The 26,530-nt window shown below is 69.4% G+C and carries 24 protein-coding genes; 18 read left to right on the top strand and 6 right to left on the bottom strand.

The window, feature by feature from the left end; genetic code table 11:
• Positions 1–106 precede the first annotated feature (106 nt).
• The 4 genes from pdhA to AC04ME_RS13960 all read left to right on the top strand — a co-directional run bounded on the left by pdhA (position 107) and on the right by AC04ME_RS13960 (position 5,116).
• On the top strand, positions 107–1,207 hold the full coding sequence (gene pdhA / locus AC04ME_RS13975) for a pyruvate dehydrogenase (acetyl-transferring) E1 component subunit alpha (protein ID WP_475435548.1): 1,101 nt from the start codon (positions 107–109) through the stop codon (positions 1,205–1,207).
• Positions 1,204–2,232, top strand: coding sequence for an alpha-ketoacid dehydrogenase subunit beta (locus AC04ME_RS13970; protein WP_475435546.1), 1,029 nt, complete (start codon positions 1,204–1,206; stop codon positions 2,230–2,232). The genes pdhA and AC04ME_RS13970 overlap by 4 nt, the downstream gene beginning before the upstream one ends.
• Complete coding sequence (locus AC04ME_RS13965) at positions 2,229–3,638, top strand: dihydrolipoamide acetyltransferase family protein (protein WP_475435544.1); 1,410 nt, start codon at positions 2,229–2,231, stop codon at positions 3,636–3,638. The genes AC04ME_RS13970 and AC04ME_RS13965 overlap by 4 nt, the downstream gene beginning before the upstream one ends.
• 158 nt (positions 3,639–3,796) lie before the next feature.
• On the top strand, positions 3,797–5,116 hold the full coding sequence (locus AC04ME_RS13960; protein ID WP_475435542.1) for an MFS transporter: 1,320 nt from the start codon (positions 3,797–3,799) through the stop codon (positions 5,114–5,116).
• 56 nt (positions 5,117–5,172) lie between these two features.
• On the opposite strand, the gene AC04ME_RS13955 is transcribed toward AC04ME_RS13960, so the two are convergent.
• The 4 genes from AC04ME_RS13955 to dhaK form a co-directional block, all read right to left on the bottom strand.
• A complete protein-coding gene (locus AC04ME_RS13955) occupies positions 5,173–6,462 on the bottom strand; it encodes a hypothetical protein (RefSeq protein WP_475435540.1) in 1,290 nt (429 codons plus the stop codon).
• Positions 6,463–6,624: 162 nt separating this feature from the next.
• Positions 6,625–9,099: a phosphoenolpyruvate--protein phosphotransferase gene (gene ptsP / locus AC04ME_RS13950; RefSeq protein WP_475435538.1), complete on the bottom strand. Its 2,475-nt coding sequence runs from the start codon at positions 9,097–9,099 to the stop codon at positions 6,625–6,627.
• Positions 9,099–9,740 carry a dihydroxyacetone kinase subunit DhaL gene (gene dhaL / locus AC04ME_RS13945; RefSeq protein WP_475435616.1) on the bottom strand — a complete coding sequence of 214 codons (642 nt, stop codon included), beginning with the start codon at positions 9,738–9,740 and terminating at the stop codon, positions 9,099–9,101. The genes ptsP and dhaL overlap by 1 nt, the downstream gene beginning before the upstream one ends.
• Positions 9,740–10,732, bottom strand: coding sequence for a dihydroxyacetone kinase subunit DhaK (gene dhaK, locus AC04ME_RS13940; RefSeq protein ID WP_079113926.1), 993 nt, complete (start codon positions 10,730–10,732; stop codon positions 9,740–9,742). The genes dhaL and dhaK overlap by 1 nt, the downstream gene beginning before the upstream one ends.
• 117 nt (positions 10,733–10,849) lie before the next feature.
• On the opposite strand from dhaK, the gene AC04ME_RS13935 reads away from it, so the two are divergent.
• The gene (locus AC04ME_RS13935; RefSeq protein ID WP_231567491.1) at positions 10,850–11,659 is read left to right on the top strand and encodes an IclR family transcriptional regulator; all 810 of its coding nucleotides are present in this window, start codon (positions 10,850–10,852) and stop codon (positions 11,657–11,659) included.
• 5 nt (positions 11,660–11,664) lie between these two features.
• Here AC04ME_RS13935 and AC04ME_RS13930 read toward each other — a convergent pair whose 3' ends face one another.
• Positions 11,665–12,210: a TetR/AcrR family transcriptional regulator gene (locus AC04ME_RS13930; RefSeq protein WP_475435535.1), complete on the bottom strand. Its 546-nt coding sequence runs from the start codon at positions 12,208–12,210 to the stop codon at positions 11,665–11,667.
• A 177-nt stretch (positions 12,211–12,387) separates the two neighbouring features.
• Between AC04ME_RS13930 and AC04ME_RS13925 the strand changes: the two genes are divergently transcribed.
• The 6 genes from AC04ME_RS13925 to paaK are packed head-to-tail and all read left to right on the top strand — an operon-like array spanning position 12,388 to position 19,036.
• Positions 12,388–13,575 (top strand): thiolase family protein, encoded by a 1,188-nt coding sequence (locus tag AC04ME_RS13925; RefSeq protein ID WP_475435533.1) that lies wholly within the window; start codon positions 12,388–12,390, stop codon positions 13,573–13,575.
• Positions 13,572–14,303 (top strand): enoyl-CoA hydratase/isomerase family protein, encoded by a 732-nt coding sequence (locus tag AC04ME_RS13920; protein WP_311879566.1) that lies wholly within the window; start codon positions 13,572–13,574, stop codon positions 14,301–14,303. The genes AC04ME_RS13925 and AC04ME_RS13920 overlap by 4 nt, the downstream gene beginning before the upstream one ends.
• Positions 14,300–15,229 carry a 3-hydroxyacyl-CoA dehydrogenase family protein gene (locus AC04ME_RS13915; protein ID WP_475435531.1) on the top strand — a complete coding sequence of 310 codons (930 nt, stop codon included), beginning with the start codon at positions 14,300–14,302 and terminating at the stop codon, positions 15,227–15,229. Before AC04ME_RS13920 ends, AC04ME_RS13915 begins: the two co-directional genes overlap by 4 nt.
• Positions 15,226–17,307 (top strand): phenylacetic acid degradation bifunctional protein PaaZ, encoded by a 2,082-nt coding sequence (gene paaZ / locus AC04ME_RS13910; RefSeq protein WP_475435529.1) that lies wholly within the window; start codon positions 15,226–15,228, stop codon positions 17,305–17,307. Before AC04ME_RS13915 ends, paaZ begins: the two co-directional genes overlap by 4 nt.
• A 5-nt stretch (positions 17,308–17,312) precedes the next feature.
• On the top strand, positions 17,313–17,696 hold the full coding sequence (gene paaI / locus AC04ME_RS13905; protein WP_052492903.1) for a hydroxyphenylacetyl-CoA thioesterase PaaI: 384 nt from the start codon (positions 17,313–17,315) through the stop codon (positions 17,694–17,696).
• 44 nt (positions 17,697–17,740) lie between these two features.
• Positions 17,741–19,036: a phenylacetate--CoA ligase PaaK gene (paaK, locus tag AC04ME_RS13900; protein ID WP_475435527.1), complete on the top strand. Its 1,296-nt coding sequence runs from the start codon at positions 17,741–17,743 to the stop codon at positions 19,034–19,036.
• Positions 19,037–19,193: 157 nt separating this feature from the next.
• On the opposite strand, the gene AC04ME_RS13895 is transcribed toward paaK, so the two are convergent.
• A complete protein-coding gene (locus AC04ME_RS13895; RefSeq protein ID WP_475435525.1) occupies positions 19,194–21,314 on the bottom strand; it encodes a RecQ family ATP-dependent DNA helicase in 2,121 nt (706 codons plus the stop codon).
• Between the two features lie 116 nt (positions 21,315–21,430).
• Here AC04ME_RS13895 and AC04ME_RS13890 point away from each other — a divergent pair, with 116 nt between their 5' ends.
• From AC04ME_RS13890 to AC04ME_RS13860, 7 genes are all read left to right on the top strand, one after another.
• Positions 21,431–21,850 carry a hypothetical protein gene (locus AC04ME_RS13890; protein ID WP_042539388.1) on the top strand — a complete coding sequence of 140 codons (420 nt, stop codon included), beginning with the start codon at positions 21,431–21,433 and terminating at the stop codon, positions 21,848–21,850.
• An 87-nt stretch (positions 21,851–21,937) separates the two neighbouring features.
• Positions 21,938–22,915 carry a 1,2-phenylacetyl-CoA epoxidase subunit PaaA gene (gene paaA, locus AC04ME_RS13885; RefSeq protein ID WP_079112435.1) on the top strand — a complete coding sequence of 326 codons (978 nt, stop codon included), beginning with the start codon at positions 21,938–21,940 and terminating at the stop codon, positions 22,913–22,915.
• Positions 22,915–23,220 carry a 1,2-phenylacetyl-CoA epoxidase subunit PaaB gene (paaB, locus tag AC04ME_RS13880; RefSeq protein WP_042539384.1) on the top strand — a complete coding sequence of 102 codons (306 nt, stop codon included), beginning with the start codon at positions 22,915–22,917 and terminating at the stop codon, positions 23,218–23,220. The genes paaA and paaB overlap by 1 nt, the downstream gene beginning before the upstream one ends.
• Entirely contained in the window at positions 23,217–24,059 is an 843-nt protein-coding gene (paaC, locus tag AC04ME_RS13875) for a 1,2-phenylacetyl-CoA epoxidase subunit PaaC (RefSeq protein WP_475435522.1), read from the top strand. Before paaB ends, paaC begins: the two co-directional genes overlap by 4 nt.
• On the top strand, positions 24,053–24,547 hold the full coding sequence (gene paaD, locus AC04ME_RS13870; protein ID WP_079112434.1) for a 1,2-phenylacetyl-CoA epoxidase subunit PaaD: 495 nt from the start codon (positions 24,053–24,055) through the stop codon (positions 24,545–24,547). The genes paaC and paaD overlap by 7 nt, the downstream gene beginning before the upstream one ends.
• Positions 24,547–25,728 (top strand): 1,2-phenylacetyl-CoA epoxidase subunit PaaE, encoded by a 1,182-nt coding sequence (gene paaE, locus AC04ME_RS13865; RefSeq protein WP_475435520.1) that lies wholly within the window; start codon positions 24,547–24,549, stop codon positions 25,726–25,728. Before paaD ends, paaE begins: the two co-directional genes overlap by 1 nt.
• Before the next feature lie 10 nt (positions 25,729–25,738).
• Positions 25,739–26,509, top strand: coding sequence for an enoyl-CoA hydratase/isomerase family protein (locus AC04ME_RS13860; protein ID WP_475435518.1), 771 nt, complete (start codon positions 25,739–25,741; stop codon positions 26,507–26,509).
• The last annotated feature ends 21 nt before the right edge of the window (positions 26,510–26,530 follow it).

The raw sequence follows: 26,530 nt of genomic DNA, 5'->3' as shown, positions 1-26,530 counted from the left end.
GATGGGCAACCCGACGGCAATCGTCCACGATCCGTCGATTTTTCTTGGACGACTGTCTCCCGAGGCGCATGCTGTCCTCATCGGGTTCGGCAAGGAGGGCGAACGGATGGAACATGCAGATCTGCTGCCGTGCGACACAGCGGTCCAGCTCATCGATGCAGACGGCAGGGTCATCGAGGACGAGCGCTACGCGCTCCCGGACGCCGACGCCCTGCTCGCCGCCTATCGGGGTCTCGTCGAGGGTCGACGCATCAACGACCAGGCCAGCGCTCTCGTGCGGCAGGGTCGCCTGGCCGTCTACCCGTCGTCGCACGGTCAGGAGGCGTGCCAGATCGGCGTCGCTCTCGCTCTCGCCGATGACGACTGGCTCTTCCCCACGTACCGCGACTCGGTGGCGGTCGTCGCGCGGGGCGTCGCCCCGGCCGACGCGATGGTGCTCCTCAAGGGCGACTGGCATTCGGGCTACGACGTGCGGGCGCACCACGTCGCTCCTCAGGCGACTCCCCTCGCCACGCAGCTCCTGCACGCGGTGGGCTTCGCGTATGCCGCGAAGAGGCGCGGCGAGAGCACCGTGGTCGTGGCCCTGTGCGGTGACGGCGCGACCAGCGAAGGCGACTTCCATGAGGCCATGAACTTCGCCGCGGTCTTCCACGTGCCCGTCGTCTTCTTCGTGCAGAACAACGAGTTCGCGATCTCCGTACCGCTCAGTCGTCAGACCGCGGCGCCCTCCCTCGCCCACAAGGCGATCGGCTACGGGATGCCGGGGCAGCGCCTGGACGGCAACGACGTCGCCGCAGTGCTGGCAGTGCTCGGCGATGCGGTCGATCGGGCGCGCGCCGGCGGCGGACCGACGCTCATCGAAGCGCACACCTACCGGATGCAGGCGCACACGAATGCCGACGATGACACCCGCTATCGCGAGCGCGCGGAGGTCCAGGCGTGGGTCGCGCGTGATCCGCTGACACGTCTGCGCACGTACCTCACTGGCACGGGCGCGCTCACGGAAGAGCTCGAGGCGGAGTACGCCGACGGAGCCGAGCAGACGGCTGCGGCGATGCGGGAGGCGCTCAACACGGATGCCGACATCGACCCCGAAGACCTCTTCCGCTTCGTCACCGAGTCTCGCTCGCCGCAGCGAGAAGAACAGTGGCACCTGCTGAGGGGCGAGATCGAGCGCACGCACGAACCCGCAGGAGGTGCACGATGACCATCGCCCACGACGACGTCCGCGTCGACATGCGTGTCGCGGCCGTATCGACCATGAGCATGGCCGCCGCTCTGAATCTCGCCCTCGCGGACGCGATCGAGAGCGATCCGGAGGTCGTGGTGTTCGGCGAAGACGTCGGCGCGCTCGGAGGCGTCTTCCGGATCACCGACGGGCTCACCGCGCGGTTCGGCGAGGATCGCTGCTTCGACACCCCACTCGCCGAATCCGGCATCGTCGGCACAGCCGTCGGCATGGCGATGAACGGCATGAGGCCCGTCGTCGAGCTGCAGTTCGACGCCTTCGCGCTTCCCGCGTTCGAGCAGATCGTCAGCCACGTCGCGAAGCTCGGCAACCGCACGCGCGGCGCCGTGCGGATGCCGCTCGTGATCCGCATCCCGTTCGGCGGCGGCATCGGCGGAGTCGAGCACCACTGCGACTCGTCCGAGGCGTATTACGCCCATACCCCCGGGCTCACGGTCGTGAGTCCGTCGACGCCGCAGGACGCGTACTCGATGCTGCGAGCGGCGATCGCGTCGCCCGACCCGGTGATCTTCCTCGAACCGAAGAAGCTGTACTGGACGAAGGGCGAGGTCGACACCTCGGTGGTCGCCGAGATCGGCACCGCCAGGGTCGCCCGCGAGGGCACGGATGTCACCCTGATCGCCTATGGCGCCTCGGTGCCGCTCGCTCTCGAGGCGGCAGACGTCGCGGCATCCGAGGGGCGCAGCGTGCAGGTCATCGACATCCGCTCGCTGTCTCCCTTCGATGACGAGACGGTGACGGCCGCCGTGCGTGCGACCGGACGAGCAGTCGTGATCGCCGAGGCCCCTGGTTTCGCCAGCGTCGCCTCCGAGATCCAGGCACGGGTGTTCGAGCGCTGCTTCGAATATCTGGAGGCGCCGGTGCGACGTGTCACCGGTTTCGACACCCCGTATGCACCGCCGAAGCTCGAGCACTGGTATCTGCCCGATGTCGACCGCGTCCTCGACGCGATCGACTCGCTGCACTGGGAGGACGCGTCATGACCGCACTCACCACCCGCGTCTTCCGGCTCCCCGATCTCGGCGAGGGCCTGACCGAGGCGGGCCTCGTGCAGTGGCTGGTCGCGGTCGGCGACACCATCGTCACCGACCAGGCGATCGCCGAGGTCGAGACGGCCAAGAGCATCGTCGAGCTGCCCTCCCCCTTCGCGGGAGTCGTGACCGCCCTGCACGGAGAGCCTGGCGAGACGATCGACGTCGGCGCCCCGGTTCTCGAGGTCTCCGATGCGACGCAGCCGGCGAGCACGACCGACTCGGGCGCACCGAACGGGTCGGATGCCGCAGAGCACGCGGCCTACCGAGAAGAGGAGCGGGCGGGCTCGGGCAACGTCCTGATCGGCTACGGCACCTCCGACCGCGTGACGACCGGTCGTCGTCGTGCGCGGGCGACCGTGGTCCCGACGTCGGGCGTCCGTGATGCCGCTCCCTCGGCAGAAGCGACGCTGCCCGAGCCGATGCCGACGGAGCCTGGCGTTCCCGCCCCGCCGACGACCGCCTCGCGGCGCACGGTGGCCGTGCGCTCACCGCTCGTCCGACGCCTGGCGCGAGATCTCGGGCTCGACGTGCACGAGATCACCCCGACCGGACACGACGGCTCGATCACCCGCGCCGACGTCCTGGCCGCGGCCGTCGACGATGCCGTCGACGGCGCAGCCGCACAGCATCGCAGCGCGAGCGGGCAGAGCCTCGACGGCCTCGCCGTGGTCTCGCGCGAGCGTCTGTCGGCTCTGCGCCGCGCCGTGAGCGCGAAACTCAGCCGCAGCCGCTCCGAGATCCCCGAGGCGACCGTGTGGGTCGACGTCGACGCCACCGAGCTGTGGACGCTGCGCGCCGGCATGGCTCCCGAGGGCGGCAGAGCCCCCTCGCTCACAGCCCTCATCGCGCGCTTCGTGCTGCTCGCCCTGGAGGATCATCCGGTGCTGGCATCTCGACTGAGCGACGACGCCTCAGAGCTCATCTCGTTCGAGGGCGTCAATCTCGGCGTCGCCGCCGACACCGCACGCGGGCTCGTCGTTCCGGTCATCCCCCGCGCCCACGAGCTCTCCGTCGCGCAGCTCGACGCGGCGCTGCGCGACCTGACGACTGCAGCCCGCTCCGGGTCGATGCCGCCCGAGCGCCTGCGCGGATCGACGTTCACCCTGAACAACTACGGCGGACTCGGGGTCGACGGCTCAGCCGCGATCATCAACCACCCCGACGTCGCGATCCTCGGAATCGGTCGCATCATCGAGCGGCCGTGGGTGATCGACGGGCAGATCGTCCCCCGCCGCATCGTGCAGATCTCGCTGGTGTTCGACCACCGGGTGTGCGACGGCGGATACGCCGCCGGCTTCCTGCGTCGAGTCACCGAGCTCATCGAGCATCCGCTGCGTGCATTCGGGCGGGTGTGAGGGCCACGCACGTCGCACTCCTGCGCCGCCATGGACGCAGTGCTTGGGCCGCGGGTCGGCGTGCGCTACTCTCGTCAATTACTGACCGATCATTCGGTAAGTGATTCGGAGCGGCACGTCGTCGCTCTCTCCCCCACCCGCAGAACAATGGAGTTCGCATGACGTCAGCAGTCTCCGCAGACAGCACGAAAACGAGGATGCCCGCCGAGGAACGGCGGGTGCTCGCCAGCACCCTGGTCGGCACCTCGATCGAGTGGTACGACTTCTTCATCTACGCGCAAGCCGCGGGCCTCGTGCTCGCTCCGCTCTTCCTCGCTCCGATCGCCGAGGAGAACAAGGGGTTCGCGCAGATCCTGTCCTTCGCCACGATCGGGATCTCCTTCCTCTTCCGCCCCCTCGGAGCCATCGTCGCCGGGCACCTCGGCGACAAGCTGGGCCGCAAGAGGATGCTCGTCTTCACGCTCGTGATGATGGGGCTCTCCACCTCCCTGATCGGCCTGCTGCCGACCTACGCGGCGATCGGTGTCGCGGCGCCGATCCTGCTCATCGTGCTCCGCATCCTGCAGGGGTTCTCGGCCGGCGGTGAATGGGGCGGTGCGGCGCTGATGGCCGTCGAGCACGCGCCCACGAACCGACGCGGACTCTTCGGCGCCTTCCCGCAGATCGGTGTTCCGATCGGCATGATCCTCGCGACAGCGACACTCTGGGTGCTGACGAGCTCGATGTCACCCGAGGCGTTCCTCGAGTGGGGCTGGCGGATCCCGTTCCTCATGTCGATCGTGCTGATCGCCGTCGGCTACGTGATCAGGCGCGCAGTCGATGAGAGCCCGGTCTTCGAAGATCTCCGGCGCCGCCGTCAGGAGGCCTCGGCACCGCTGGGCCGCCTGTTCCGCAAGAACACCAAGCAGGTCGTCCTCACCGCACTGATCTTCATCGGAAACAACGCCGCCGGCTACCTGCTCATCGCGTTCTTCGCCACCTACGCTGTCACCGCTCTCGGCATGGAGCGTCCTCCCGTGCTGCTGGCGACGACGCTGGCCTCGTTCGGATGGCTCATCTTCACGCTCTGGGGCGGTCACCTCTCCGATCGTCTCGGGCGGGTCCGCACCTTCCAGATCGGCTACATCGCACTCGCGCTCTGGGCTGTGCCGATGTGGTTCCTGATCGATACGGCGAACATCCTCTGGTACTTCGTGGCATTGTTCGTGATGACGTTCGCACTCGGGCTCTCCTACGGCCCGCAGGCGGCCCTCTACGCCGAGATGTTCCCGGCCAACGTCCGCTACTCGGGCGTCTCCATCGGATATGCACTGGGTGCCATTCTCGGCGGGGCGTTCGCTCCGATGATCGCAGAGACGCTGATGAACCAGTTCCACGCGGCGTGGACGATCGGCGTCTACATCGCCGCCGCGGCGCTGATCTCCCTCATCGCAGTCACGATGGTGAAGGAGACGAAGGGCGTCGACCTGCACGCCTGACGGAGCCGCTGACAAGGCCGGGCGGCGGGTCGGTCGGTGGAACGACCGGCCCGCCGTCAGCCGAAGACGAGCGGCGTGCGGGCTGTGGCGTCCTCGACCGTGATGCCGACGATCATCGCCCCCTCCTCGGCGACATCGCGGTCGGCCTGGAACCGGAAGACCTGGCCGTCGCGCGTCGTGACGGCGTAGAAGTCATCGCCTGCCGCCACGACATCGACGACGGTGCCCCCGGGGTAGGCGGCCATCGCATCCGCCACCGGAGCGCCGAGGCGGATGTCTCCCCGGTGCGGCAGCGCCGCTCCGTCGTCGACCGACTCATCGAGGCTACGATCGCTTCCGACGGTGATCGACCACACCGCGTCACCGGCCTCGACGGGCTGCACCAGGATGGACCCCGCGCCCCCGGGTGCGACGAGCCTCCACGGTCCGCCGTCGTACTCCGGCTCCATGACCTGCGCGTCCTCGCCCGCCTTGGCGAGAGCGGCATCGACCGAGTCGCCGAGGCGGAGCGGACCCACCCCGCCGACACCGATCTGCCACTCGCTCCACACGGCTCCGGGGTCTCCCGACGGATCGGTCTCGGCGACAGGCGGGTTCTCGGTGAGCTCGTCGATCAGTCCCGACCTCGCCTCACCGGCGCGGGTCTGCAGCAGCAGGGCGGCGGCTTCGGCGTCGAAGTCGCGGTCACCGCTGAAGGGCTGCCAGAGCTGCACGATCACGTTGCCGGTCGACGCGAATGCGTCGAAAGACCGCCAGTCGAGCCCCGCATCGACCAGCGACCCCGCGAAGGCTCGGACGTCCTCGGAGGGTTCCGGAATCGCGGCATCGAACGTGATGGTTCCCTCCTTGGCGAACTCGGCGCACTGCTCGGCAGCCTGGAGCAGCTGATCCATTCGCCCCTCGGCCTGCGCCTCATCAGCGAACTGCATGATCGTCATCCGGCCGAACCCGTTGGCGGGATCCGTCGGCACCTGCCATTCGACCGTTCTCGCCCCCACGCTGCCGAGCGACTGCTCGGCGTAGAGGGCATCGCAGATCGGCGGATCCGCAGGGAGACTTCCGCCATCCGACACCTGCTCGAGCACCGGCGAAGGATCACCGACGTCGGTGGCCTCCGGCACGATCCCCACGATCTCCTCAGGGGTGAGCGAGAACGCGTCGAGTTCGTCTCCGACGAACACGATCGGTCCGGCGTAGGGCTCGGGGGACGCGGTCGACGGCGACGGCGAGGGCGAGGGCGACGACGAGGCCTGAGGAGTCGGGGCGCAGGCGCTCAGGGCGACCAGCGCGCCGATCCCGATCGATGCGAGCATCATTCGCGCTCGCCACGTGGTGAAGACAGTCATGTGCATCCTCCGACTCGTCATGCGCCGCTGCGGGCGCCCCCTCCTCGGAGCATATGGCGCTGCGGCACCCTCGACCAGGGGCGCGCGCATGTCGAGATCAGAACGAGAGGAAGAGCATGCCGAAGATCGCATATATCCGCCTGATCGGACGACGTGAACTCTTCAGCCGTCACTGAGCACAGCGGCCGCAGCGGCACGCGCATCGGCCGCCGTCGCCGCTCTCAGCACCGCTTCCGCGGCTGCGTCGCACTGATCACCCGTGACATCTGCCAGCGCGGCCGCGACGCGGCCCAGCGCGCGGGGCGTCATCGACAGGGAGGTGACCCCGAGGCCGACCAGCACCGCGGCCAGTGTGGGATCGGCGCCGGCCTCGCCGCACACGCCCACCGGCAGGTTCCACCGGCGTCCGGCAGCACCCGCCTGGCCGATCAATCGCAGCACGGCCGGCTGCCACGGATCGTTCAGGTCGCCCAGCTCGCCCAGCAGTCGGTCCGCGGCGAGCGTGTACTGGGCGAGATCGTTGGTTCCGATGCTGACGAAATCGACGACCTCGAGCATCTCTGAGGCGAGGAGCGCGGCGGAGGGTGTCTCGACCATCACTCCCACCTTCTCGAGTCCGGCCGCCCGCGCACGGTCCGCGAAGTCGCGCGCCTCATCGACGGTGGCCACCATCGGAGCCATCACCTCGACGAGCGCCGACTCCGCCGCTGCCGCGAGCGCGAGGGCCCGCAGCTGATCATCGAGCAGCGCGGGTGATCGCCGTGCGATCCGCAGACCGCGGACTCCGAGAGCGGGGTTCTCCTCCGTGTCGGCGTTGGCGAACGGCAGCGGCTTGTCGCTGCCCGCGTCGAGCGTGCGCACGACGACCTTCCGCCCCGGGAAAGCCGCGAGGACGCCTCGGTAGGCGTCGACCTGCTCGTCGACCGACGGCGCATCGGTGCGGTCGAGGAAGCAGAACTCGGTGCGGAAGAGACCCACTCCCTCTGCCTTCGATGCCGCAGCCGCCACCGCTTCGGCCGCGCCGCCGACGTTGGCGAGCAGTGCGATCCGGCGCCCGTCCGCGAGCACGCCCTCTCCGTCGAAGGGCACGACGATCGACGCGGCCTGCGCCTCGGCGATCCTGGAACGGCTCGGGTCGACCTCGACCGTGCCCCGGTCGCCGTCGACGAGCAGATCGGCGCCGGATGCGATGCCCGTGGCCCCGACGACCCCGACGACCGCGGGGATTCCGAGTGAGCGGGCGATGATCGCGGTGTGCGATGTGGGCCCGCCCTGCTCGGTCACCAGAGCGACGCAGTTGCCGCCGTCCAGGGCGGCCGTGTCGGCGGGTGCGAGGTCGGTGGCCACGAGCACGAAAGGCTCATCCCGCTCCGGAACACCGGGCATCTCGACCTCGAGGATCTCGGCGATGATCCGGTCTCGGACGTCACGGATGTCGGCGGCACGCTCGGCCATGCGACCACCCAAGGCTCTGAGCGCCTTCTCGTGCGCGAGAGCAGTGTCCCAGACGGCGCGGGCGGCGGTGCGCCCCTTCGATCGGACGAGCGCCGTCGCATCTGCGACGAGCTCGGGGTCTGAGGCGAGCAGACGCGAAGCATCGAGGATCGCCCGAGCCTCTCCGGTCGCCGCCGATGTGCGGCGGCGGAGCTGATCGGCCACCGCGACGGCTGCCCACTCGATCGCCGACACCTCGCTCTCACGCTCAGCCGCATCGACCGTCAGGCCAGGGTCGGGCTCGTCGAGTGGCGCAGCCAGCAGCACGGCCTGCGCCGCTGCCCGCCCGGCGCTCACGCCTCGCCCGCTCAGCACCGTCCCGGACACCACGGGCGCCGCACTCACCGCCGACTCGGTCGACCGCGTGCGCACGACCTCTCTCGGGGGCACGGCGACCGCGGTTCCTTCACCGAACCCCTCGTCGAACAGCGCGACCAGTCGATGGATGGCGAGCTCGGCGTCCGCCCCGGTCGCGGACAGCCGCACCTCGTCGCCCTGCCTGGCGCCGAGCATCAGCAGTCTCGACAGGCTGGAGCCCGCGGCCTCCGGCCCATCCGGCAGCCGCGTGAGCCGCACATCCGCCCCTGCCGAGGCCTCGGCGATCAGCGCAGCCGGACGAGCATGGATGCCGAGCGGGTTGCGCACGGTGACCACGCGAGTGACCGCGTCGCTCGGCCCGTGCGTCGGTGCGAGCGCCGAGGGGGCGGGCGCGACGGGCTCGTCCGGGTCGCCGAGCTGGCCGGTCTTCGCGCCGAGCGCAGCGGACGCCTCCTCAGCCACGACCTCGAGCGATGCGCCCGCCGCCGCGGACACGACTGCGGCGAGCAGCCCTTCCACGAACGGCGCGGGCGTGAGGCGGACGGGCACGTCGCTCATGCGCAGCTCGAGCGCGAGCTCCGCGCTCAGCACCGCCGAGCCGAGGTCCATCAGCACCAGGACTCCGTCGCAATCCGCGGCCAGTTCGTCGATGGCCGCGGCGACCGCTACGGCATCCGTTCCGAGAACGGCTGCGCCGTCGGCATCCATCCCCGCGCCGGCCGCCACCAGGACGCGCGCTCCCCCGCCTCGCACCATCTGCAGGGCAAGCTCCAGGGCCGCCTCCCCGAGTCGAGCGCTGTGGGAGACGGCGACGATGCCGATCATCAGGACGATTCCGCGGTGGCCCGGGCGAGCGCCTCGAACAGCAGCGTCGTGGACGCCGCACCCGGATCGATGTGACCTGCGCTGCGCTCACCGAGGTAGCTCGCGCGTCCCTTGCGTGCCACCAGGGGCTCCGTGGCGTCACGCCCCGCAGCCGCAGCATCGGCAGCCGCAGCCGTCGCCGCTGCGAGATCCGCCCCGCCTGCGATCGCCGCATCGAGTGCATCCACGGCGGGCGCCATCGCATCGAACATGGTCTTGTCGCCGGCTTCGGCCTTGCCCCGGGCGACGATCCCGTCGAGACCCGCTCGCAGCGAGGCTGCGAGCCCGGCGGCATCGAGTTCGTCCACCGGGCCGGCCGCCATCCCCATCCGCAGGAACAGCGTGCCGTAGAGCGGCCCGCTGGCACCTCCGACCGAGCTCACGAGCGTCATGCCGACGGTCTTGAGCAGTTCGTCGACGGTGGGCGGCACCGCCGAGTCGAGCTTCGCCACGACGGCGTCCATGCCACGGGCCATGTTCGCGCCGTGGTCCGCATCGCCGATCGCCGAGTCGAGCTCGGTGAGCCATTCGCGCGTCTCGCCGATCACGTCGCGGAACCGCCGGATCCAGTCGACGAGGGCCGCGGTGTCGATCGCCGCCATCATGCTCCCCATCGCAGTCCTGGCGTGTTCACCGGGGCATCCCACAGCCGCAGCAGCTCATCGTCGGCCTTCAGCACCGTGAGCGAGCACCCGGCCATGTCGAGCGACGTGATGTAGTCGCCGACCAGGTTGCGGGCGATCTGCACCCCCGCCTTCTCGAGCAACGACGCGACCTCGCCGTACATCAGATACAGCTCGATCAGCGGCGATCCGCCCATGCCGTTGAGCATCACGATCGCGGGTCCGGCAGCATCGAGGTCGGCGAGGATCGGCTCGACGAGCTGGCGGGCGATCTCGGATGCGGGAGCCAGCGGCTCGCGATGCCGACCGGGTTCGCCGTGGATGCCGATGCCGATCTCCATCTGGTCCTCCGGCAGGTCGAACGTGGGTTTGCCCGCTGCGGGAACCGTGCAGCTCGTGAGCGCCATCCCCATCGAGCGACCCTGGCCGTTGATGCGCTGGGCGAGTTCGACGACCGCGGCGAGATCCTGTCCTTCTTCGGCCGCCGCGCCGACCAGCTTCTCGAGCAGCACGGTCAGTCCGACACCACGACGCCCGGCTGTGTAGAGAGAGTCCTGCACGGCGACGTCGTCGTCGACGATCACGGTGCCGACCTCGATGCCCTCCATCGATGCGAGCTCGGCGGCCATCTCGAAGTTCAGCACGTCACCGGTGTAGTTCTTGACGATGTGCAGCACGCCGGCGCCGCGGTCGACGGCCTTGGTCGCCGCTTGCACGCGGTCGGGCGTCGGTGAGGTGAACACCTCGCCGGCGACCGCGGCATCGAGCATGCCCACCCCCACGTATCCGCCGTGCAGCGGTTCATGGCCTGACCCACCACCGGAGACCACCGCGACCTTGCCCTGCGCCTTCGGCGTCGCGCGCGTGATCACGTGCGTCTCGAGGTCGACCGACAGCTCGGGATGCGCGAGGGCGACGCCTCGCAGCGACTCGACCAGCACATCGGCGGGGTTGTTGATGAGCTTTTTCATCGTTCGATCTCCCTTGATCTCTGCGGTGGCGATCTTTCGCAATATTGGAAAGTCATTCGTCAATGTCGAATATGCTCGGGCGCAGTCGAGTTGTCAAGATCGACTCGGACACACGACATGACGGCCCGGCTCGACGACGAACCGGAGGGAGGACGCACCGTGATCCAGGCCATCGATCGCGCCGCCAAGGTGCTCGAGCTGCTGCAGGGTGCGCGCCACCTCGGCATCACCGATCTCGCTCTCGCACTGAGCCTGCCGCCGTCGACCGTGCACGGGATCGTCAAGTCGCTGCGAGAGCACGGGCTGGTCGCGAAAGAGCGCGGCGGACAGCGCTACATGCTCGGACCGACGCTGCTGCGCCTCAGCAACGTGTACCTCGACACGCTCGACGTCAGGGCACGGGCGATGCGGTGGACGCAGGAGCTCGCGCGGCGCACCAATCTGCCTGTGCGCCTCGGTGCTCCGCATTTCCACGAGGTGCTCGTCATCCACCACGATCTGCGCCCGGACGACAGCCAGCAGATGCTCGAGACCGGCGTCGCGATCCCCGCTCACGCCTCGGCGATGGGAAAGGTGCTGCTCGCACATGACCTCGGCTTCCAGCGCACCGTCTTCGAACGACCGCTGCCCAGCCTCACCGGAGACACGATCACCGACATCGCCAGGCTGATGCTCGAGCTCCCCGCGATCGCCGAACGCGGCAGTGCGTCCGAGACGGACGAGGCGGTGCTCGGAGAATCGTCCGTCGCCGCACCGGTCTCCGACGCCTCGAACGACATCGTCGCCGCGGTCGCGGTCGTGATGCCCACCTCGCACGCGCCCGCCTCCGACGCCGTGCTGAACGCGCTCCGAGAGACGGCCCGCAACATCTCACGCGAGCTCGGAGCGACCAGCTGGCCGCCCCGGGTGGCTCCGGCCGACGACTAGTCGGCTCAGCGCGACTGCAGTCCGTCTAGGCTCACCCGCAGGATGTCCTCGCCCAGCTCATCGGGGTCGACGGGCCCGCCGGGGCGATACCACTCCACGACCGAGTTGATCATGCCGAAGATGAGCCTGGTCGCGACCGCGGCATCCACGTCGTCGCGGATCAGCCCCTCGGCCTGAGCCTCGGCCACGATCGCCGTCACCCGCTGATCGAACGCGCGCCGGCGCACGAGCGCGGAGGTCTCGACGTCGCCGTTGCCGCGCACACGCAGCAACAGCGTCACCGAGGGCAACTTCTCGGTGAGCACACGCACGGCCCCGCGGATGATAGATCGCAGGCGATCGGAGGCGAGCGGATGCCGCGCCGTGGCGTCGTCCACGACGGCCTCGAGAGCGTCGAGGGCATCGTTCAGCGCGAGCTCGAGGATCGCCGACTTCGACTCGAAGTGGTGGTACAGCGCCGACTTGGTGAGGCCGAGAGTGGCACTGAGATCGGCGACGCTGGTCGCGTCGTAGCCCTGTTCGTTGAACACCTTGACCGCGACCGCGAGCACCTGCTCACGGTCATAGCCTGGCCGGCCGCGCTTGGGGGCCGGCGCGTCGAATCCGAGCTGCGCMATGGCCCCAGTCTGTCAGTCCCGATGAGTTGCCATCCGTCCGAGGATCTGAGATCGTATTCCTGACCGATCGGTCTGAAATTATCGCCAGCGTGGGCGTTCGAGAGGATGACGATGTCCGAGGCCTATCTCGTCGACGGGGTCCGCACCGCCGTCGGTCGTCACGGCGGCGCACTCGCCGGCATCCGCCCCGATGATCTGGCAGCCCTCGTGGTCGGCGAGACCGTCACCCGGTCGAGGATCCCCGCCGAGGCGATCGACGAGGTCATCCTCGGTGCAGCGAACCAAGCGGGCGAGGACAACCGCAACGTCGCCCGCATGGCCGTGCTCCTCGCCGGCCTGCCCGATTCGATCCCCGGGCTCACCGTGAACCGGCTGTGCGCCTCGGGGATGTCGGCCATCGCTCTCGCCGCGAACGCCGTGCGCGCGGGGGATGCCGACCTCATCGTCGCCGGCGGCGTCGAGTCCATGACACGAGCCCCCTGGGTGCAGGCGAAGCCCGAGCGCGCATGGGCCAAGCCCGGCGCGGCCTTCGACACGTCGATCGGATGGCGCTTCACCAATCCACGGCTCGCCGCGCGCGAGAAGGCCACCTTCTCGATGCCCGAGACGGCGGAGGAGGTCGCACGCGTCGACGGCATCAGTCGGGCGGATGCCGATGCCTTCGCCCTGCAGAGCCATCTGYGCGCCGTCGCCGCGATCGACGCGGGGCGCTTCGCCCCTGAGATCGTCGGGGTCGAGACCGACCGCGGAATCGTCGACACCGACGAAGGACCGCGACGCGACACCACCCTCGACGCTCTCGCGAAGCTGCGCGCCGTGGTCGCAGGGGGCGAGGTCGTCACGGCCGGCAACTCCAGCTCGCTGAACGACGGAGCCTCCGCGATCGTCGTGGCGAGCGCCGAGGCCGTCGAGCGACACGGACTGCGACCGCGTGCACGCATCGTCGCGTCGGCGACCGCCGCACTCGCCCCCGAGATCATGGGACTCGGCCCCGTGCCCGCGACGCAGAAGGCTCTCGCGAAGGCAGGGCTGCAGATCGCCGATCTCGGCGCCGTCGAGCTGAACGAGGCCTTCGCGTCGCAATCGCTCGCCTGCATCCGTCGCCTCGGCCTCGACCCGGCGATCGTCAACGCCGACGGCGGTGCGATCGCGCTCGGGCATCCGCTCGGCTCCAGCGGATCTCGCCTGATCGTGACCCTGCTCGGTCGGCTCGAACGCGAGGGCGCTCGCTACGGCCTCGCCACGATGTGCGTCGGAGTCGGACAGGGCACGGCCATGATCGTGGAGCGTCTGACGTGAGCCTGCAGATCGAGGAGCAGCGCGACAGGGTCATCGCGACGCTCGATCGCCCCGAGAAGCGCAACGCGATCGACCAGGAGACGGTCGACGCGCTGCACGAGCTGTGCGCGATGCTCGAACAGACCCCCCGCACCCTCATCCTCACCGGCTCCGGCGGTGTCTTCGCGGCGGGTGCCGACATCGCGCAGCTGCGCGATCGCACCGCAGATGACGCCAGGCGCGGCATCAACGCGACCGTGTTCATCCGCATCAACGAGCTGCCGATGCCGGTGATCGCGGCGATCGACGGCTACGCGCTCGGGGGCGGAGCCGAGCTGGCCTACGCCGCCGACATCCGCATCGCGACGCCGTCCCTCCGAATCGGCAACCCCGAGACCGGACTCGGCATCATCGCCGCGGCCGGTGCGACGTGGCGGCTTCCCGAGATCATCGGCGCGGCGCGAGCGAGCGAGATGCTTCTCACCGGTCGAGCGCTCGATGGCGAGGAGGCACTGCGATGGGGACTCGTCTCGTCGCTGCATCCGTCCGACGAGCTGATCGCGACCGCGCACGCGATCGCCGATCGCATCGCGAAGAACGACCCGCTGGCCACGCAGCACACGAAACACGCTCTGCGCACTCCGCGCTCGGGACATCCTGCGATCGAGCTCGAGCTGCAGGCCGAGCTCTTCGAGTCGCCGGAGAAGCACCGTCGCATGACCGCGTTCCTCGAGAGGAAGAACCGATGAGCGAGCAGCCCCCGCCCTCGAGCGACGCCCACCCCGGGACCTCGAGCGAACGGAGCGGGACGAGACGCCCGGACCACGTGCCCGCGGCCGTCGGCGTGCTCGGCGGAGGACGAATGGGCGCCGGCATCGCGCATGCCTTCCTGCTCGCGGGGTCCCGTGTCGCGGTCGTCGAACGCGACGCGGCGAGCGCGGATGCCGCACTGCAGCGGATCCGCGAGAGCATCCGCCGATCCGTCGCCCGCGATCCCGCTCTGAACGAGGTCGAGATCACCGGCCGCCTGACGACTGGTCGCGACATCGCCGCCTTCGCCGTGGTCGACCTCGTGATCGAAGCCGTTCCCGAAGACCGCGAACTCAAGGAACAGGCGCTCGCCCGTGCAGAGGCGGCGATGCCCGCCGACGCCACCCTGGCGAGCAACACGTCGTCGATCTCGATCGACGATCTCGCCGCGAGCCGCCGTCGTCCGGAGCGCTTCCTCGGCCTGCACTTCTTCAACCCTGTGCCCGCGTCTGCGCTCGTCGAGATCGTGCGAGGCGCAGCGACCGACGCCGCGGTCGTCGAGAACGCGGCCGGATGGGTGAGCTCCCTCGACAAGACCCCGATCGTCGTCACCGACTCCCCCGGGTTCGCCTCGTCTCGACTCGGCGTCATGCTCGGCCTCGAGGCGATCCGGATGCTCGAGGAGGGCGTCGCGTCGGCCGTCGACATCGACGCGGCGATGACGCTCGGATACCGGCATCCGATGGGGCCGCTGCGCACGACCGACGTCGTCGGACTCGATGTGCGGCTCGGCATCGCCGAGGAGTTGGAACGCACTCTCGGCGAGCGGTTCGCTCCGCCGGATCTGCTGCGGCGGATGGTCGCCGAAGGAAAGCTCGGCCGCAAGAGCGGCGAAGGGTTCTACGCATGGAACGAGGAGAGATGACCGAGTATCTGCCGAGCTACATCCAGGGCGAGTGGTGGACGCCGACTTCGCCCGCACGATTCACCGAGGTCCGTGACGCGTCCACCGGCGATGTGGTCACGCTGGTCTCCACCGACGGCCTCGACCTCGCGGGGGCGCTTGCCCATGCCCGATCCGTGGGGCAGAAGAGCCTCGGTGCGCTCACCTTCCATCAGCGCGCGGTGCTGCTCAAGCAGTTCGCCCTGGCGCTCACCGAGCGCAAGGACGAGCTCTACGCGCTGTCAGCGCGCACGGGCGCGACGAAGAGCGACTCCTGGGTCGACATCGACGGCGGCATCGGCGTGCTGTTCTCGTATTCCGGCAAAGGGCGGCGCGAACTGCCGAACAGCCGCGTGCACGTCGACGGCCCCGTCGAGCCGCTCTCGAAGGACGGCTCGTTCCTCGGGCGCCATGTCTACACGACGCTGCCGGGAGTCGCCGTGCAGATCAACGCCTTCAACTTCCCCGTGTGGGGGTCGCTGGAGAAGTTCGCACCGGCTTTCCTCGCCGGCATGCCGACGCTCGTGAAACCCGCGACGCCGACCGGATATCTCGCCGAGGCGATGGTGCGCATCCTCGTCGAGTCGGGGCTGCTGCCGGACGGATCGCTGCAGCTGGTGAGCGGCAGCGTCCCCGACCTCTTCGAGCACCTGCGCCTCGGCGACATCGTCGGCTTCACCGGCAGCGCCTCGACAGCCGAGAGCCTGAAGGCCCACCCCGCCGTGCAGACCGGCGGAGTGCGGTTCACCGCGGAGACCGACTCGATCAACGCCTCGGTGCTCGGCACCGACGCCATCGAGGGCACGCCGGAGTTCGACGCCTACGTCCGCCAGCTCGTCACCGAGATGACGACCAAGGCCGGGCAGAAGTGCACGGCGATCCGTCGGGCGATCGTGCCGACCGGGTCGGCGGATGCCGTGATCGCCGCCGTGCAGGCGCGCATCACCGAGAAGACGGTGCTGGGCGATCCCCGCGCCGAAGGTGCGACGATGGGCCCCCTCGCCTCGACCGCGCAGCGCGATGAGGTGCTGCGTCAGGTCGCGAAGCTGCAGGACGCCGGCGGACAGATCGTGGTGGGGTCGACGGATGCTCCCGAGGTGCGGCTCGCAGACGGAACCACCGGGCTCTCGCCCGACGGCGCGTTCGTCTCGCCGCTGCTGCTGCGCTTCGACGATCCGCAGTCCGACGCCGCGCACTCGGTCGAGGCGTTCGGTCCGGTGTCGTCCCTGCTCACCTACGACACCATCGCCGACGCCGCCGCACTCGTCGCCCGCGGCGGCGGCTCGCTCGTCACCAGCATCGCGACGCACGATCCGGTGCAGGCGGTCGAGCTGGCCACGCGCATCGCGCCGTTCAACGGTCGGATGCTGCTGCTCGACCGCGACGACGCGCGCTCCTCGACCGGTCACGGGTCTCCCCTGCCGAACCTCGTGCACGGCGGGCCCGGTCGGGCAGGGGGCGGCGAGGAACTCGGCGGCATCCGCGCGGTGCTGCACCACATGCAGCGCTCTGCGGTGCAGGGATCGCCCGAGATGCTCACGGCGTTGACCGGTGTCTGGCACGCGGGAGCCGCAGCGCGCAGCGGCGGTCGGCATCCGTTCCGCAAGTCGCTCGCGGAGCTCCTGATCGGAGATCAGATCGTCTCGGCATCACGCGAGGTCACCCTCGACGACATCGAGACCTTCGCGCACTTCACCGGTGACACGTTCTACGCCCACATGGACGACGAGGCGGCCGCAGCGAACCCGTTCTTCCCCGGCCGTGTGGCACACGGGTACCTGCTGGTCTCGTGGGCGGCCGGTCTGTTCGTCGACCCCGAACCGGGCCCCGTGCTCGCGAACTACGGTCTCGAGAATCTGCGGTTCATCACGCCGGTCTCCCCCGGTGACACGATCCGCGTCGAGCTCACCGCCAAGCAGATCACCCCCCGCGAGACCGATGACTACGGCGAGGTGCGCTGGGATGCGGTGATCCGCAACCAGGCCGACGAGCTCGTCGCGACCTACGACGTGCTCACGCTGGTCAGTAAGGAGCCCACCTCCGAGGTCGCGGCAGCATGAGGGCCATGATGCAGCGCGATGCCGCGTCGGCGATGCTCGGCATGACCGTCGAGCTCGACGAGCCCGGCGAGGCCGTGGTGTCGATGACGGTGCGCGACGACATGCTGAACGGCTTCGCGATCACGCACGGCGGCCTGGTGTTCACTCTCGCCGACACGGCTTTCGCGATCGCCTGCAACGAGGACGAGCGCGTCACGGTCGCGGGCGGCGCGGACATCACCTTCCTGAAGTCGACGACCTCCGGGCAGCGGCTCACGGCACGTGCGAGTCGCCGCGTCGTCAGCGGTCGCAACGGCATCTACGACGTCACGGTGACCGATGAGTCCGGCGACGTCGTCGCCGAGGTGCGCGGCCGCTCGCTCACCACGAACCGATCGCACCCCGGCTGACCGGCACACCTGACATGGCCCTGCCCGCGACGAAGGAGTCGACGATGACCCACACCCGTGCCGAGATCGGCACCGAGATCGAGCTGCACTCCGCCAGTGCACTGGCCCGGCTGCAGCTGCAGCGCCTGCAGTGGACTGTGCGCCACGCCTACGAGAACGTGCCGACGTACCGTCGCAAGTTCGACGAGCACGGTGTCCACCCCGACGAGATCCGCACCCTCGACGATGTGCAGAGGCTGCCGTTCACCACCAAAGCCGATCTGCGAGAGAGCTACCCGTTCGGGATGTTCGCCGTGCCCATGGCCGACGTGCGCCGCATCCACGCGTCGTCGGGCACGACCGGGCGGCCGACCGTCGTCGGCTACACCGAGGGCGACCTCGACAGGTGGGGCGACCTGATCGCGAGGTCGCTGCACGCCGCGGGGATCCGCGCCGGCATGAAGGTGCACAACGCCTACGGATACGGGCTGTTCACGGGTGGACTCGGGGCGCATGCCGGCATCGAACGACTCGGCGCCACGGTGATACCCGTCTCCGGTGGTCAGACCGCGCGCCAGGTGCAGTTGATCGCCGACTTCGAGCCGGACGCCATCCTCTGCACGCCGAGCTACCTGCTCACGATCGCCGATGCGATGGAGGCGGCAGGCGTCGACCCGACGCGGACCTCGTTGCGGGTGGCCGTGCTCGGAGCCGAGCCGTGGACCAACGAGATGCGCCGCGAGATCGAGAAGCGACTGAACATCGACGCCGTCGACATCTACGGGCTCAGCGAGGTCATGGGGCCGGGCGTCGCCAGCGAGAGCGTGCTCACCAAAGACGGCCCGCACATCTGGGAAGACCACTTCCTTCCGGAGATCATCGATGGCGACACCGGCGACCGCCTGCCGGACGGCGAACTGGGCGAACTGGTCTTCACCTCGCTCACCAAAGAGGCCTTCCCGGTGATCCGCTACCGCACACGGGATCTGACCCGCCTGCTGCCCGGAACGACGTATCCCGCCCTGCGGCGGATCGAGAAGATCACCGGGCGCAACGACGACATGATCATCCTGCGCGGAGTGAACCTCTTCCCCACACAGATCGAAGAGCTCGTGATGGGCATCGAGACCCTGACGCCGCACTTCGTGCTGGAGCTGCACCGTGCGGGCCAGCTCGACACCATGACGGTGCGCATCGAGCGGCACCCGTCGTTGAGCATCGAGGAGTGCGACGCCGCCGCTGCAGTGCTCACGCATCGCATCAAGGTGCACATCGGCACCAGCGTCGACGTCAAGGTCGAGGAGCCCGGCGCTCTGCCGCGCAGCGAAGGCAAGTACAAGCGCGTGTACGACCTGCGCTGAGCGAAACAGCTCATACGCGATATCGCTTCGTCAGCGACATCGATCTGGCCGTTGACGTCGCGCCGGGTGTGGGTGTGTTCGACCTGCTCACACCCGCCGTGGCAGAGGCGGTCGCTCGTCACCAGCAGCGCATCGACAGCGACGACGATCGCCGACCTCAGCCGCGAAGCGCGAGCACGAACGGAAGCACCTCTGTGGCGCCGGCCTGGCGCAGTGTGCGGGCGGCGACCGTCAGAGTCCACCGGCTGTCGGCCAGGTCGTCGACGAGGAGAACCGGCCCCTCGGGGATGTCGAGGCCCTGCGCGCTGAACCTGTCCCACAGACCTGCGAGACGGAACACGCTGTTGCCTCCGGGTTGACCGCTCGGGCCGCCATCGACTGGGTCGAGCGCACCGAGGTACGGCAGCCGACCGATGTCGGCGATCCCTCGGGCAAGGGAGTCGACGAGCAGCGGATGCGACCGTGAAGGCATCGCGACCACCGCGACAGGGCGCTCGGTCCAGCCCCAGTCGGCGAGCACTCGCACGCAGCCGCCGAGCACCTGGGGCGTCACTGCGGCATCGGGCGCTCCGGCGGCGAACAGCTCCCGCAGGGTGCCGCCCCAGCCGAGGTCGGTGAGCCGGGCGAGCGCCCTCCCCTCTCCCGCCTGCTCACCCGGCGCGATGCGCCCCTTGACGGGCACATCGAGCTTGTCGGCGCCGGTCGGCCAGGCCCGGCGCGGCTCGACGGGAACGCCCACTCGGTCGAGCGACTCCGCAGCCTGAGTCGTCGCCGATTCGCCGATCTCGCTCGGGAACCAGATGCCGGCGCAGTTGTCGCATCTGCCGCAGGGCGCTGCCGTGTCGTCGTCGAGCGAGCGCTGGAGGAACTCCATGCGGCATCCGTCGGTCTGCTCGTAGTCGATCATGTGCTGCTGCTCGGCTCGGCGCTCGCCCGCGATCCGCTCGTAACGCTCGGCGTCGTAGCTCCAGGGCTCGCCCGTGGCGACCCACCCGCCCTGCACACGTCGCACCGCGCCGTCGACATCGAGCACCTTGAGCAGCAGCTCGAGAGGTGTGCGGCGGATGTCGACCATCGCCTCGAGCGCCGGCGTCGAGATCGGCTGATCGCCGAGCGCATCGATCACCCTCTCGGCGCGCTCACGGTCGGGCATCGACGCGGTGGCGAAGTAGTGCCAGATATCGCGGTCTTCGACGCCCGGCAGCAGGAGCACGTCTGCGCTCTCGCTCGCGCGCCCGGCGCGACCGACCTGCTGGTAGTACGCGACCGGCGACGACGGCGCACCGAGGTGCAGCACGAATCCGAGGTCGGGTTTGTCGAAGCCCATGCCGAGTGCGCTCGTCGCGACGAGGGCCTTGACCTCGTTGCGCTTCAGCATCCCTTCTGACTCCGTGCGCTCGTCGGTGTCCGTCTGCCCTGTGTACGCACGCACGTCGTGGCCGTGGTCGCGCAGCAGCCGAGCGGTGTCGACCGCTGCAGCGACGGTGAGCGTGTAGATGATGCCCGAGCCGGGCAGGTCGTCGATGTGGCTCAGCAGCCAGGCGAGCCGGCTCGCCGAGGTCGGCAGACGCAGCACCCCGAGCCGCAGCGAGGTGCGGGCGAGCGGGCCACGGATCGTGAGCACCTCGGAGGCCCCGTCGCCCGATGAGCCTCCCGTGCCGAGCTGCTCGGCGACGTCGGCCACGACCCTGCTGTTGGCGGTCGCCGTGGTCGCGAGCACCGGAACCTCTGGCGGCATCTGCTCGATGAGATCGCGCAACCGACGATAGTCGGGGCGGAAGTCGTGCCCCCAGTCGCTGATGCAGTGCGCCTCGTCGACCACCAGCATGCCGATCCGTCGCACGAGCGCCGGCAGCTGCTGCTCGCGGAACGCCGGGTTGTTGAGTCGCTCGGGAGAGACGAGCAGCACGTCGACCTCGTCTCGGTCGAGCTGCTGCATCACCTCCGACCATTCGTGCGCGTTGGTGGAATTGATCGCCACGGCTCGGACGCCTGCGCGCTCGGCGGCGGCGATCTGGTCGCGCATGAGAGCCAGCAGCGGCGAGACGAGCACGGTCGGTCCCGCCCCCTGCCGACGCAGCAGCAGCGTCGCGACGAAGTACACCGCCGATTTGCCCCAGCCGGTGCGCTGCACGACGAGCGCGCGGCGGCGCCCCTCGACCAGCGCCTCGATCGCCTCGTACTGGCCGTCGTGGAAATCGGCGTCGGGGCGGCCGACCAGTTCGCGCAAGGCGGCGAGCGCAGCAGTGCGGGTGTCGACAGCAGAGGGGGAAGTCATGTCTCCACTGTGCCTCATGTCACCGACGTCGGGCCCGAGGCCGCCGACACCCGGGGCATCGTCATCCACTGGTGAGATCCGCGCCACCGCCCCACCCCGTCGTCTAGCGTGGAACGATGATCACCCGAGAACTGGCCGTATCCCTGCGCGATGCCGGGCTCGTGTGGCATCCCTCCGAGGGCGATCGCTTTCAGCTCGACCTCCCGAACGATGTCGAGCTCGAAGCCGAGGCCGACGTCTTCACGGTCAGCGCGATGACGATCGAGGCGAGGCAGACTCCGAGCGGCACCGACCTCGCCTTCAACGGCACCACAGAGTGGGCGCTCGACGCGGTCACCCTCGCGGACGCGGTGTGGCTGCCCCGCGAGGATCAGCTGCGCGAACTGCTGCGAGGCACGTTCCGGGCACTCACCCGCCTTCCCGACGCCTTCGTCGTCGATGTCGAGATCGCCGGCGAGACGCTGCGTTTCGAGCATCCGGACCCCTCGGAGGCCTACGGGCTCGCGCTTCTCGACCTGGTCTCCCGCTCGCGCTGAGCGCCGCTTCTTGCGCACGGCGGACCGGCATGTCAGAATTACCTAACGACCGGTCAGTAAAGCGGATCGGATACCGAGGAGTCGATGATGACAAGCCCCGCAGATCTCTCCCTCGTCGATGGCGAGCTCTCAGACGACGAGCGCCTGTTCGACGAGCTCATCGCGAACGAGCAGCGCATCGAGCCGCGCGACTGGATGCCCGACGCCTACCGCAAGACGCTGATCCGTCAGATCTCGCAGCACGCGCACTCCGAGATCATCGGCATGCAGCCCGAGGGCAACTGGATCACCCGGGCGCCGAGCCTCAAGCGCAAGGCGATCCTGATGGCCAAGGTGCAGGACGAGGCGGGCCACGGCCTGTACCTCTACTCGGCGGCGCAGACCCTCGGCATCACCCGCGACGAGATGATGGACCAGCTCATCAGCGGCAAGGCCAAGTACTCCTCGATCTTCAACTACCCCACCCCCACCTGGGCCGATATGGGCGCTATCGGGTGGCTCGTCGACGGCGCCGCGATCTGCAATCAGGTGCCGCTGTGTCGCGCCTCCTACGGCCCCTACGGCCGCGCCATGGTGCGCGTGTGCAAGGAGGAGTCGTTCCACCAGCGTCAGGGTTTCGAGATCCTGCTCTCGCTGATGCAGGGAACCGACGAGCAGAAGCAGATGGCGCAGGACGCCGTGAACCGCTGGTACTGGCCGAGCCTGGCGATGTTCGGCCCGCCCGACGACCAGTCGCCGAACTCGGCCCAGTCGATGAAGTGGAAGATCAAGCGCTTCACCAACGACGAGCTGCGCCAGCGCTTCGTCGGGATGCTGGTGCCGCAGGCCGAGATCCTGGGCGTCACCCTGCCCGACCCCGATCTGCGCTTCGACGACGAGACGGGCCAGTACGTGATCGGCGAGATCGACTGGGACGAGTTCTTCGAGGTGCTGCGCGGCAACGGCCCCTGCAACGCCGAGCGTCTCGAACGTCGCCGCACGGCGCACGAGGAGGGCGCGTGGGTGCGCGAGGCCGCAGCCGAGTACGCCCGCAAGCAGGCGCTGAAGACGAAGGCGGCGGCGTGATGGCGACGCCCGGTGCCGACGAACGCGAACCCTGGCCCCTCTGGGAGATCTTCGTCCGTGCGAATCGCGGCCTGAGCCACGTGCACGTCGGATCGCTGCACGCCCCGGATGCCGACATGGCGATCCGCAATGCCCGAGACCTCTACACGCGCCGTGGCGAGGGCGTGTCGATCTGGGCCGTGCCCGCCGACGCGATCACCACGAGCGACCCCGACGCCAAGGGCGCCTACTTCGAGAGCCCCGCCGGCAAGAACTACCGGCACGCCGTCTACTACACGGCCTCCGAGGGGGTGCCGCACCTGTGAACGACATCCGCACGGACGTCCATGGAGACACGCACGGGGATGTCTCGGTCGACGAGCTGCGACTGAGCGAGGAGCTCACGGGAACCGGCTCCGCGGCGGCATCCGCCGACATCGCGGAGTACGCCCTCTGGCTCGGCGACGACGCCCTGATCCTCTCGCAGCAGCTCGGCGAGTGGATCTCCCGCGCGCCCGAACTCGAAGAGGATGTCGCGCTCGGCAACATCGCCCTCGATCTGCTCGGTCATGCCCGCTCGTTCCTGCACTTCGCCGGTTCCTACGACGGACGCTCCGAAGACGACCTCGCGTACTTCCGCGACGAGCCGGAGTTCCGCAGCGCCTGGATCGTCGAACAGCCCAACGGCGACTTCGCGCAGACGATCGCACGTCAGTTCGTCGTGTCGACCTACATGTTCGAGCTGTACTCCGGGCTGAGGGCCAGCACAGACGAGACGTTCGCGGCGATCGCCGAGAAGTCGCTCAAAGAGGTCGACTACCACCGCGACCACTCGGTGCAGTGGGTGCTGCGCCTCGCCGGAGGCACCGACGAGTCACGGCAGCGGATCGTGCGCGCGCTCGGCGACGTCTGGCCGTACGTCGATGAGCTCTTCCGCGATGAGCCACTGATCGATCGTCTCGGCGATGCCGCCGTGCGCCCGTCCACCCTTCGCGCCGGTTTCGACGCGGTCGTCGACACCGTCTTCACAGAGGCGGAGTTGACCGCGCCCTCAGTGGCGGCATCGTCAGCGGGAGGGCGCCGAGGTGCGCACGCGACCCCGATGGGCCATCTGCTCGCCGAGATGCAGGTTCTCGCGCGACGTCATCCGGGGGCGTCATGGTGACCGACACGCTGCAGACCGACGCCTGGCGGATCGCCGCTGCCGTGGCGGACCCCGAAGTCCCCGTGCTCACGATCGAAGACCTCGGAGTGCTCCGAGCCGTCACGGTCGACGGCGACGTCGTGCGTGTCGACATCACGCCCACCTACAGCGGGTGCCCGGCGATGGACACGATCCGCGACGATGTCATCCTGGCCCTCACCGCTGCCGGTCACTCGCAGGTCGAGGTGCGTCTCGTGCTCTCCCCCGCGTGGACGACGGACTGGATGTCGGATGCCGGCAAGCAGAAGCTCTCGCAGTACGGCATCGCGCCTCCTTCGGGGCGCTCCGCGCTGTCGTCCGGCCCGATCCGCCTCGCGATCAGCGTGCGCTGCCCGCGGTGCGGCTCGCTCGACACCCGCGAGGTCTCGCGCTTCGGTTCCACCTCATGCAAGGCGCTGTTCGAGTGCCGCGCATGCCTCGAACCCTTCGACCACTTCAAGGTGCACTGATGTCGCTGTTCGCCCCGTCCGGTGCCGTCGCACCGACATCCGTTCATTCGCCCTCCGCATCGACGGCGAAGAAGCGCGCGCGGTTCCACACTCTCGTGGTCGAAGAGGTGAGGCCGCTCACCGAGGACTCGGTCGAGGTGTCCTTCACGGTTCCCGCCGAGCTCGCCGACGACTACGACCACCTGCCGGGCCAGTACGTGGCGCTGCGCACCACCCTCGACGGCACCGAGGTGCGCCGATCGTATTCGCTGTGCCGCGCGCCCGAGCATCGCACGGCCGAGCAGATCGCGGTGGGCACGCCCACCCGGCTGAGTGTCGCGGTGAAGCGCGACGAGGGCGGCCTCTTCTCCACGTGGGCCCAGACCGGGTTGCACGCCGGGTTCGAGATCGACGTGATGAGTCCGCAGGGCACATTCACCTCGGGGCTCGACGATCTCGATCATCGCCACGTCGTCGGCATCGCCGCGGGCTCGGGCATCACCCCGCTGATGGCGCTCGCGCACACCGTGCTGACGCGCTCGGACTCGTCGCGCTTCACACTGCTCTACACGAACCGATCGACACTCGACGTGATGTTCCTCGAGGACCTCGCCGACCTCAAGGACCGGTATCCGACGCGAGTGACGCTGCACCATGTGCTGTCCCGTGAGCAGCGCACGGCTCCCGTGCTGTCGGGGCGGATCGACGAGGAGAAGCTGCGCACCATCCTGAGGATGCTCATCGACCCGAGCGACGTCGACGAGTGGTTCCTCTGCGGTCCTCTCTCGCTCGTCGACCTGTGCCGCGAGGTGCTCGCCGACGTCGGCGTGCCCCGGGAGCACATCCGGTTCGAGCTCTTCACCACCGGCGACGAACCTGTGCGCGCCGCGCGCCCGGTCGAGGTGCGGGCGGGCGCGAAGACGATACGCATCGAGGTGAACCTCGACGGCGTCTCGTCGACCGTCGAGAGCCCCGTCGACGCGCACGAGTCGGTGCTGAACGCGGCTCTGCGGGTGCGGCCGGACGCCCCGTTCGCGTGCGCCGGCGGCGTGTGCGGCACGTGCCGCGCCAGGGTCATCGAGGGCAGCGTGACGATGACGGAGAACTACGCGCTCGAGCCCGACGAGCTGGACCGCGGCTATGTGCTGACCTGCCAGTCCCACCCGACGAGCGACCGCGTCGTGGTCGACTACGACGTCTGAGGAGCATCCGATGATCGATCTCACCATCTCCGACGACGTCGCGACGGTCGTGCTGAACGCACCGTCCGCGCTGAACTCCCTCGACGAGCAGGCGCTGCGCGATCTCGGCCGTGCATACGACGAGGCCGACGCGGCGGGAGTGCGCGCGCTCGTGCTACGGGGCGAGGGGCGCGCGTTCTGCGCCGGACGCGACATCTCGGCGGTCGACCCGCGCGACGACGACGTGATGGGCTACCTCGGCGGGCTCGTGACTCCGCTGCTGCAGCGGATGGCGCGCTTTCCCGCGCCGACGTTCGCGACCGCCCACGGTGCATGCCTGGGCGTCGGGCTGGGACTGCTGATCGCCACGGACGTCGTCTACGTCGCGGAGTCGGCGAAGATCGGCTCGCCGTTCGCAGCGCTGGGCGCCACGCTCGACTCGGGCGGACACGCCCTGTTCGTCGACCGCCTCGGCGCGCACAAGACGCTCGACCTCATCTACACGGGGCGCCTGATGACCGGCACCGAGGCCGTGACCTCGGGTCTCTTCTCACGTGTGCTCCCCGACGACGAGGTCCTGCAGACGACGACGGAAGCCGCCGCGACCGCCGCCCGCGGTGCCACCGCCGCGTTCCTCGCGAGCAAGCAGCTCGTCTCGCGCATCCGCGACGAGAGGCTGGCGCTGTGGGAATCGATCGAGGTCGAGAACACCGCTCAGGCGGCGCTGTGCGACACCGACGACTACCGCGAGGGCTTCGCCGCCTTCCAGGAGAAGCGGAAGCCTGAGTTCCACGGGCGCTGAGCTCTCGCTGCTCTACTGCGA

The organism is Microbacterium sp. LjRoot205 (genome assembly GCF_056175745.1).
This window is presented reverse-complemented; position numbering and strand designations above follow the sequence as displayed.

Excerpts from the sequence above, each read along its gene's own strand:
- pdhA (WP_475435548.1), top strand. The coding sequence starts at position 107 with ATGGAACATGCAGATCTGCTGCCGTGCGACACAGCGGTCCAGCTCATC.
- AC04ME_RS13970 (WP_475435546.1), top strand. The coding sequence starts at position 1,204 with ATGACCATCGCCCACGACGACGTCCGCGTCGACATGCGTGTCGCGGCC.
- AC04ME_RS13965 (WP_475435544.1), top strand. The coding sequence starts at position 2,229 with ATGACCGCACTCACCACCCGCGTCTTCCGGCTCCCCGATCTCGGCGAG.
- AC04ME_RS13960 (WP_475435542.1), top strand. The coding sequence starts at position 3,797 with ATGACGTCAGCAGTCTCCGCAGACAGCACGAAAACGAGGATGCCCGCC.
- AC04ME_RS13955 (WP_475435540.1), bottom strand. The coding sequence starts at position 6,462 with ATGACTGTCTTCACCACGTGGCGAGCGCGAATGATGCTCGCATCGATC.
- ptsP (WP_475435538.1), bottom strand. The coding sequence starts at position 9,099 with ATGATCGGCATCGTCGCCGTCTCCCACAGCGCTCGACTCGGGGAGGCG.
- dhaL (WP_475435616.1), bottom strand. The coding sequence starts at position 9,740 with ATGGCGGCGATCGACACCGCGGCCCTCGTCGACTGGATCCGGCGGTTC.
- dhaK (WP_079113926.1), bottom strand. The coding sequence starts at position 10,732 with ATGAAAAAGCTCATCAACAACCCCGCCGATGTGCTGGTCGAGTCGCTG.
- AC04ME_RS13935 (WP_231567491.1), top strand. The coding sequence starts at position 10,850 with ATGACGGCCCGGCTCGACGACGAACCGGAGGGAGGACGCACCGTGATC.
- AC04ME_RS13915 (WP_475435531.1), top strand. The coding sequence starts at position 14,300 with ATGAGCGAGCAGCCCCCGCCCTCGAGCGACGCCCACCCCGGGACCTCG.
- paaZ (WP_475435529.1), top strand. The coding sequence starts at position 15,226 with ATGACCGAGTATCTGCCGAGCTACATCCAGGGCGAGTGGTGGACGCCG.
- paaI (WP_052492903.1), top strand. The coding sequence starts at position 17,313 with ATGATGCAGCGCGATGCCGCGTCGGCGATGCTCGGCATGACCGTCGAG.
- paaK (WP_475435527.1), top strand. The coding sequence starts at position 17,741 with ATGACCCACACCCGTGCCGAGATCGGCACCGAGATCGAGCTGCACTCC.
- AC04ME_RS13895 (WP_475435525.1), bottom strand. The coding sequence starts at position 21,314 with ATGACTTCCCCCTCTGCTGTCGACACCCGCACTGCTGCGCTCGCCGCC.
- AC04ME_RS13890 (WP_042539388.1), top strand. The coding sequence starts at position 21,431 with ATGATCACCCGAGAACTGGCCGTATCCCTGCGCGATGCCGGGCTCGTG.
- paaA (WP_079112435.1), top strand. The coding sequence starts at position 21,938 with ATGACAAGCCCCGCAGATCTCTCCCTCGTCGATGGCGAGCTCTCAGAC.
- paaB (WP_042539384.1), top strand. The coding sequence starts at position 22,915 with ATGGCGACGCCCGGTGCCGACGAACGCGAACCCTGGCCCCTCTGGGAG.
- paaD (WP_079112434.1), top strand. The coding sequence starts at position 24,053 with ATGGTGACCGACACGCTGCAGACCGACGCCTGGCGGATCGCCGCTGCC.
- paaE (WP_475435520.1), top strand. The coding sequence starts at position 24,547 with ATGTCGCTGTTCGCCCCGTCCGGTGCCGTCGCACCGACATCCGTTCAT.
- AC04ME_RS13860 (WP_475435518.1), top strand. The coding sequence starts at position 25,739 with ATGATCGATCTCACCATCTCCGACGACGTCGCGACGGTCGTGCTGAAC.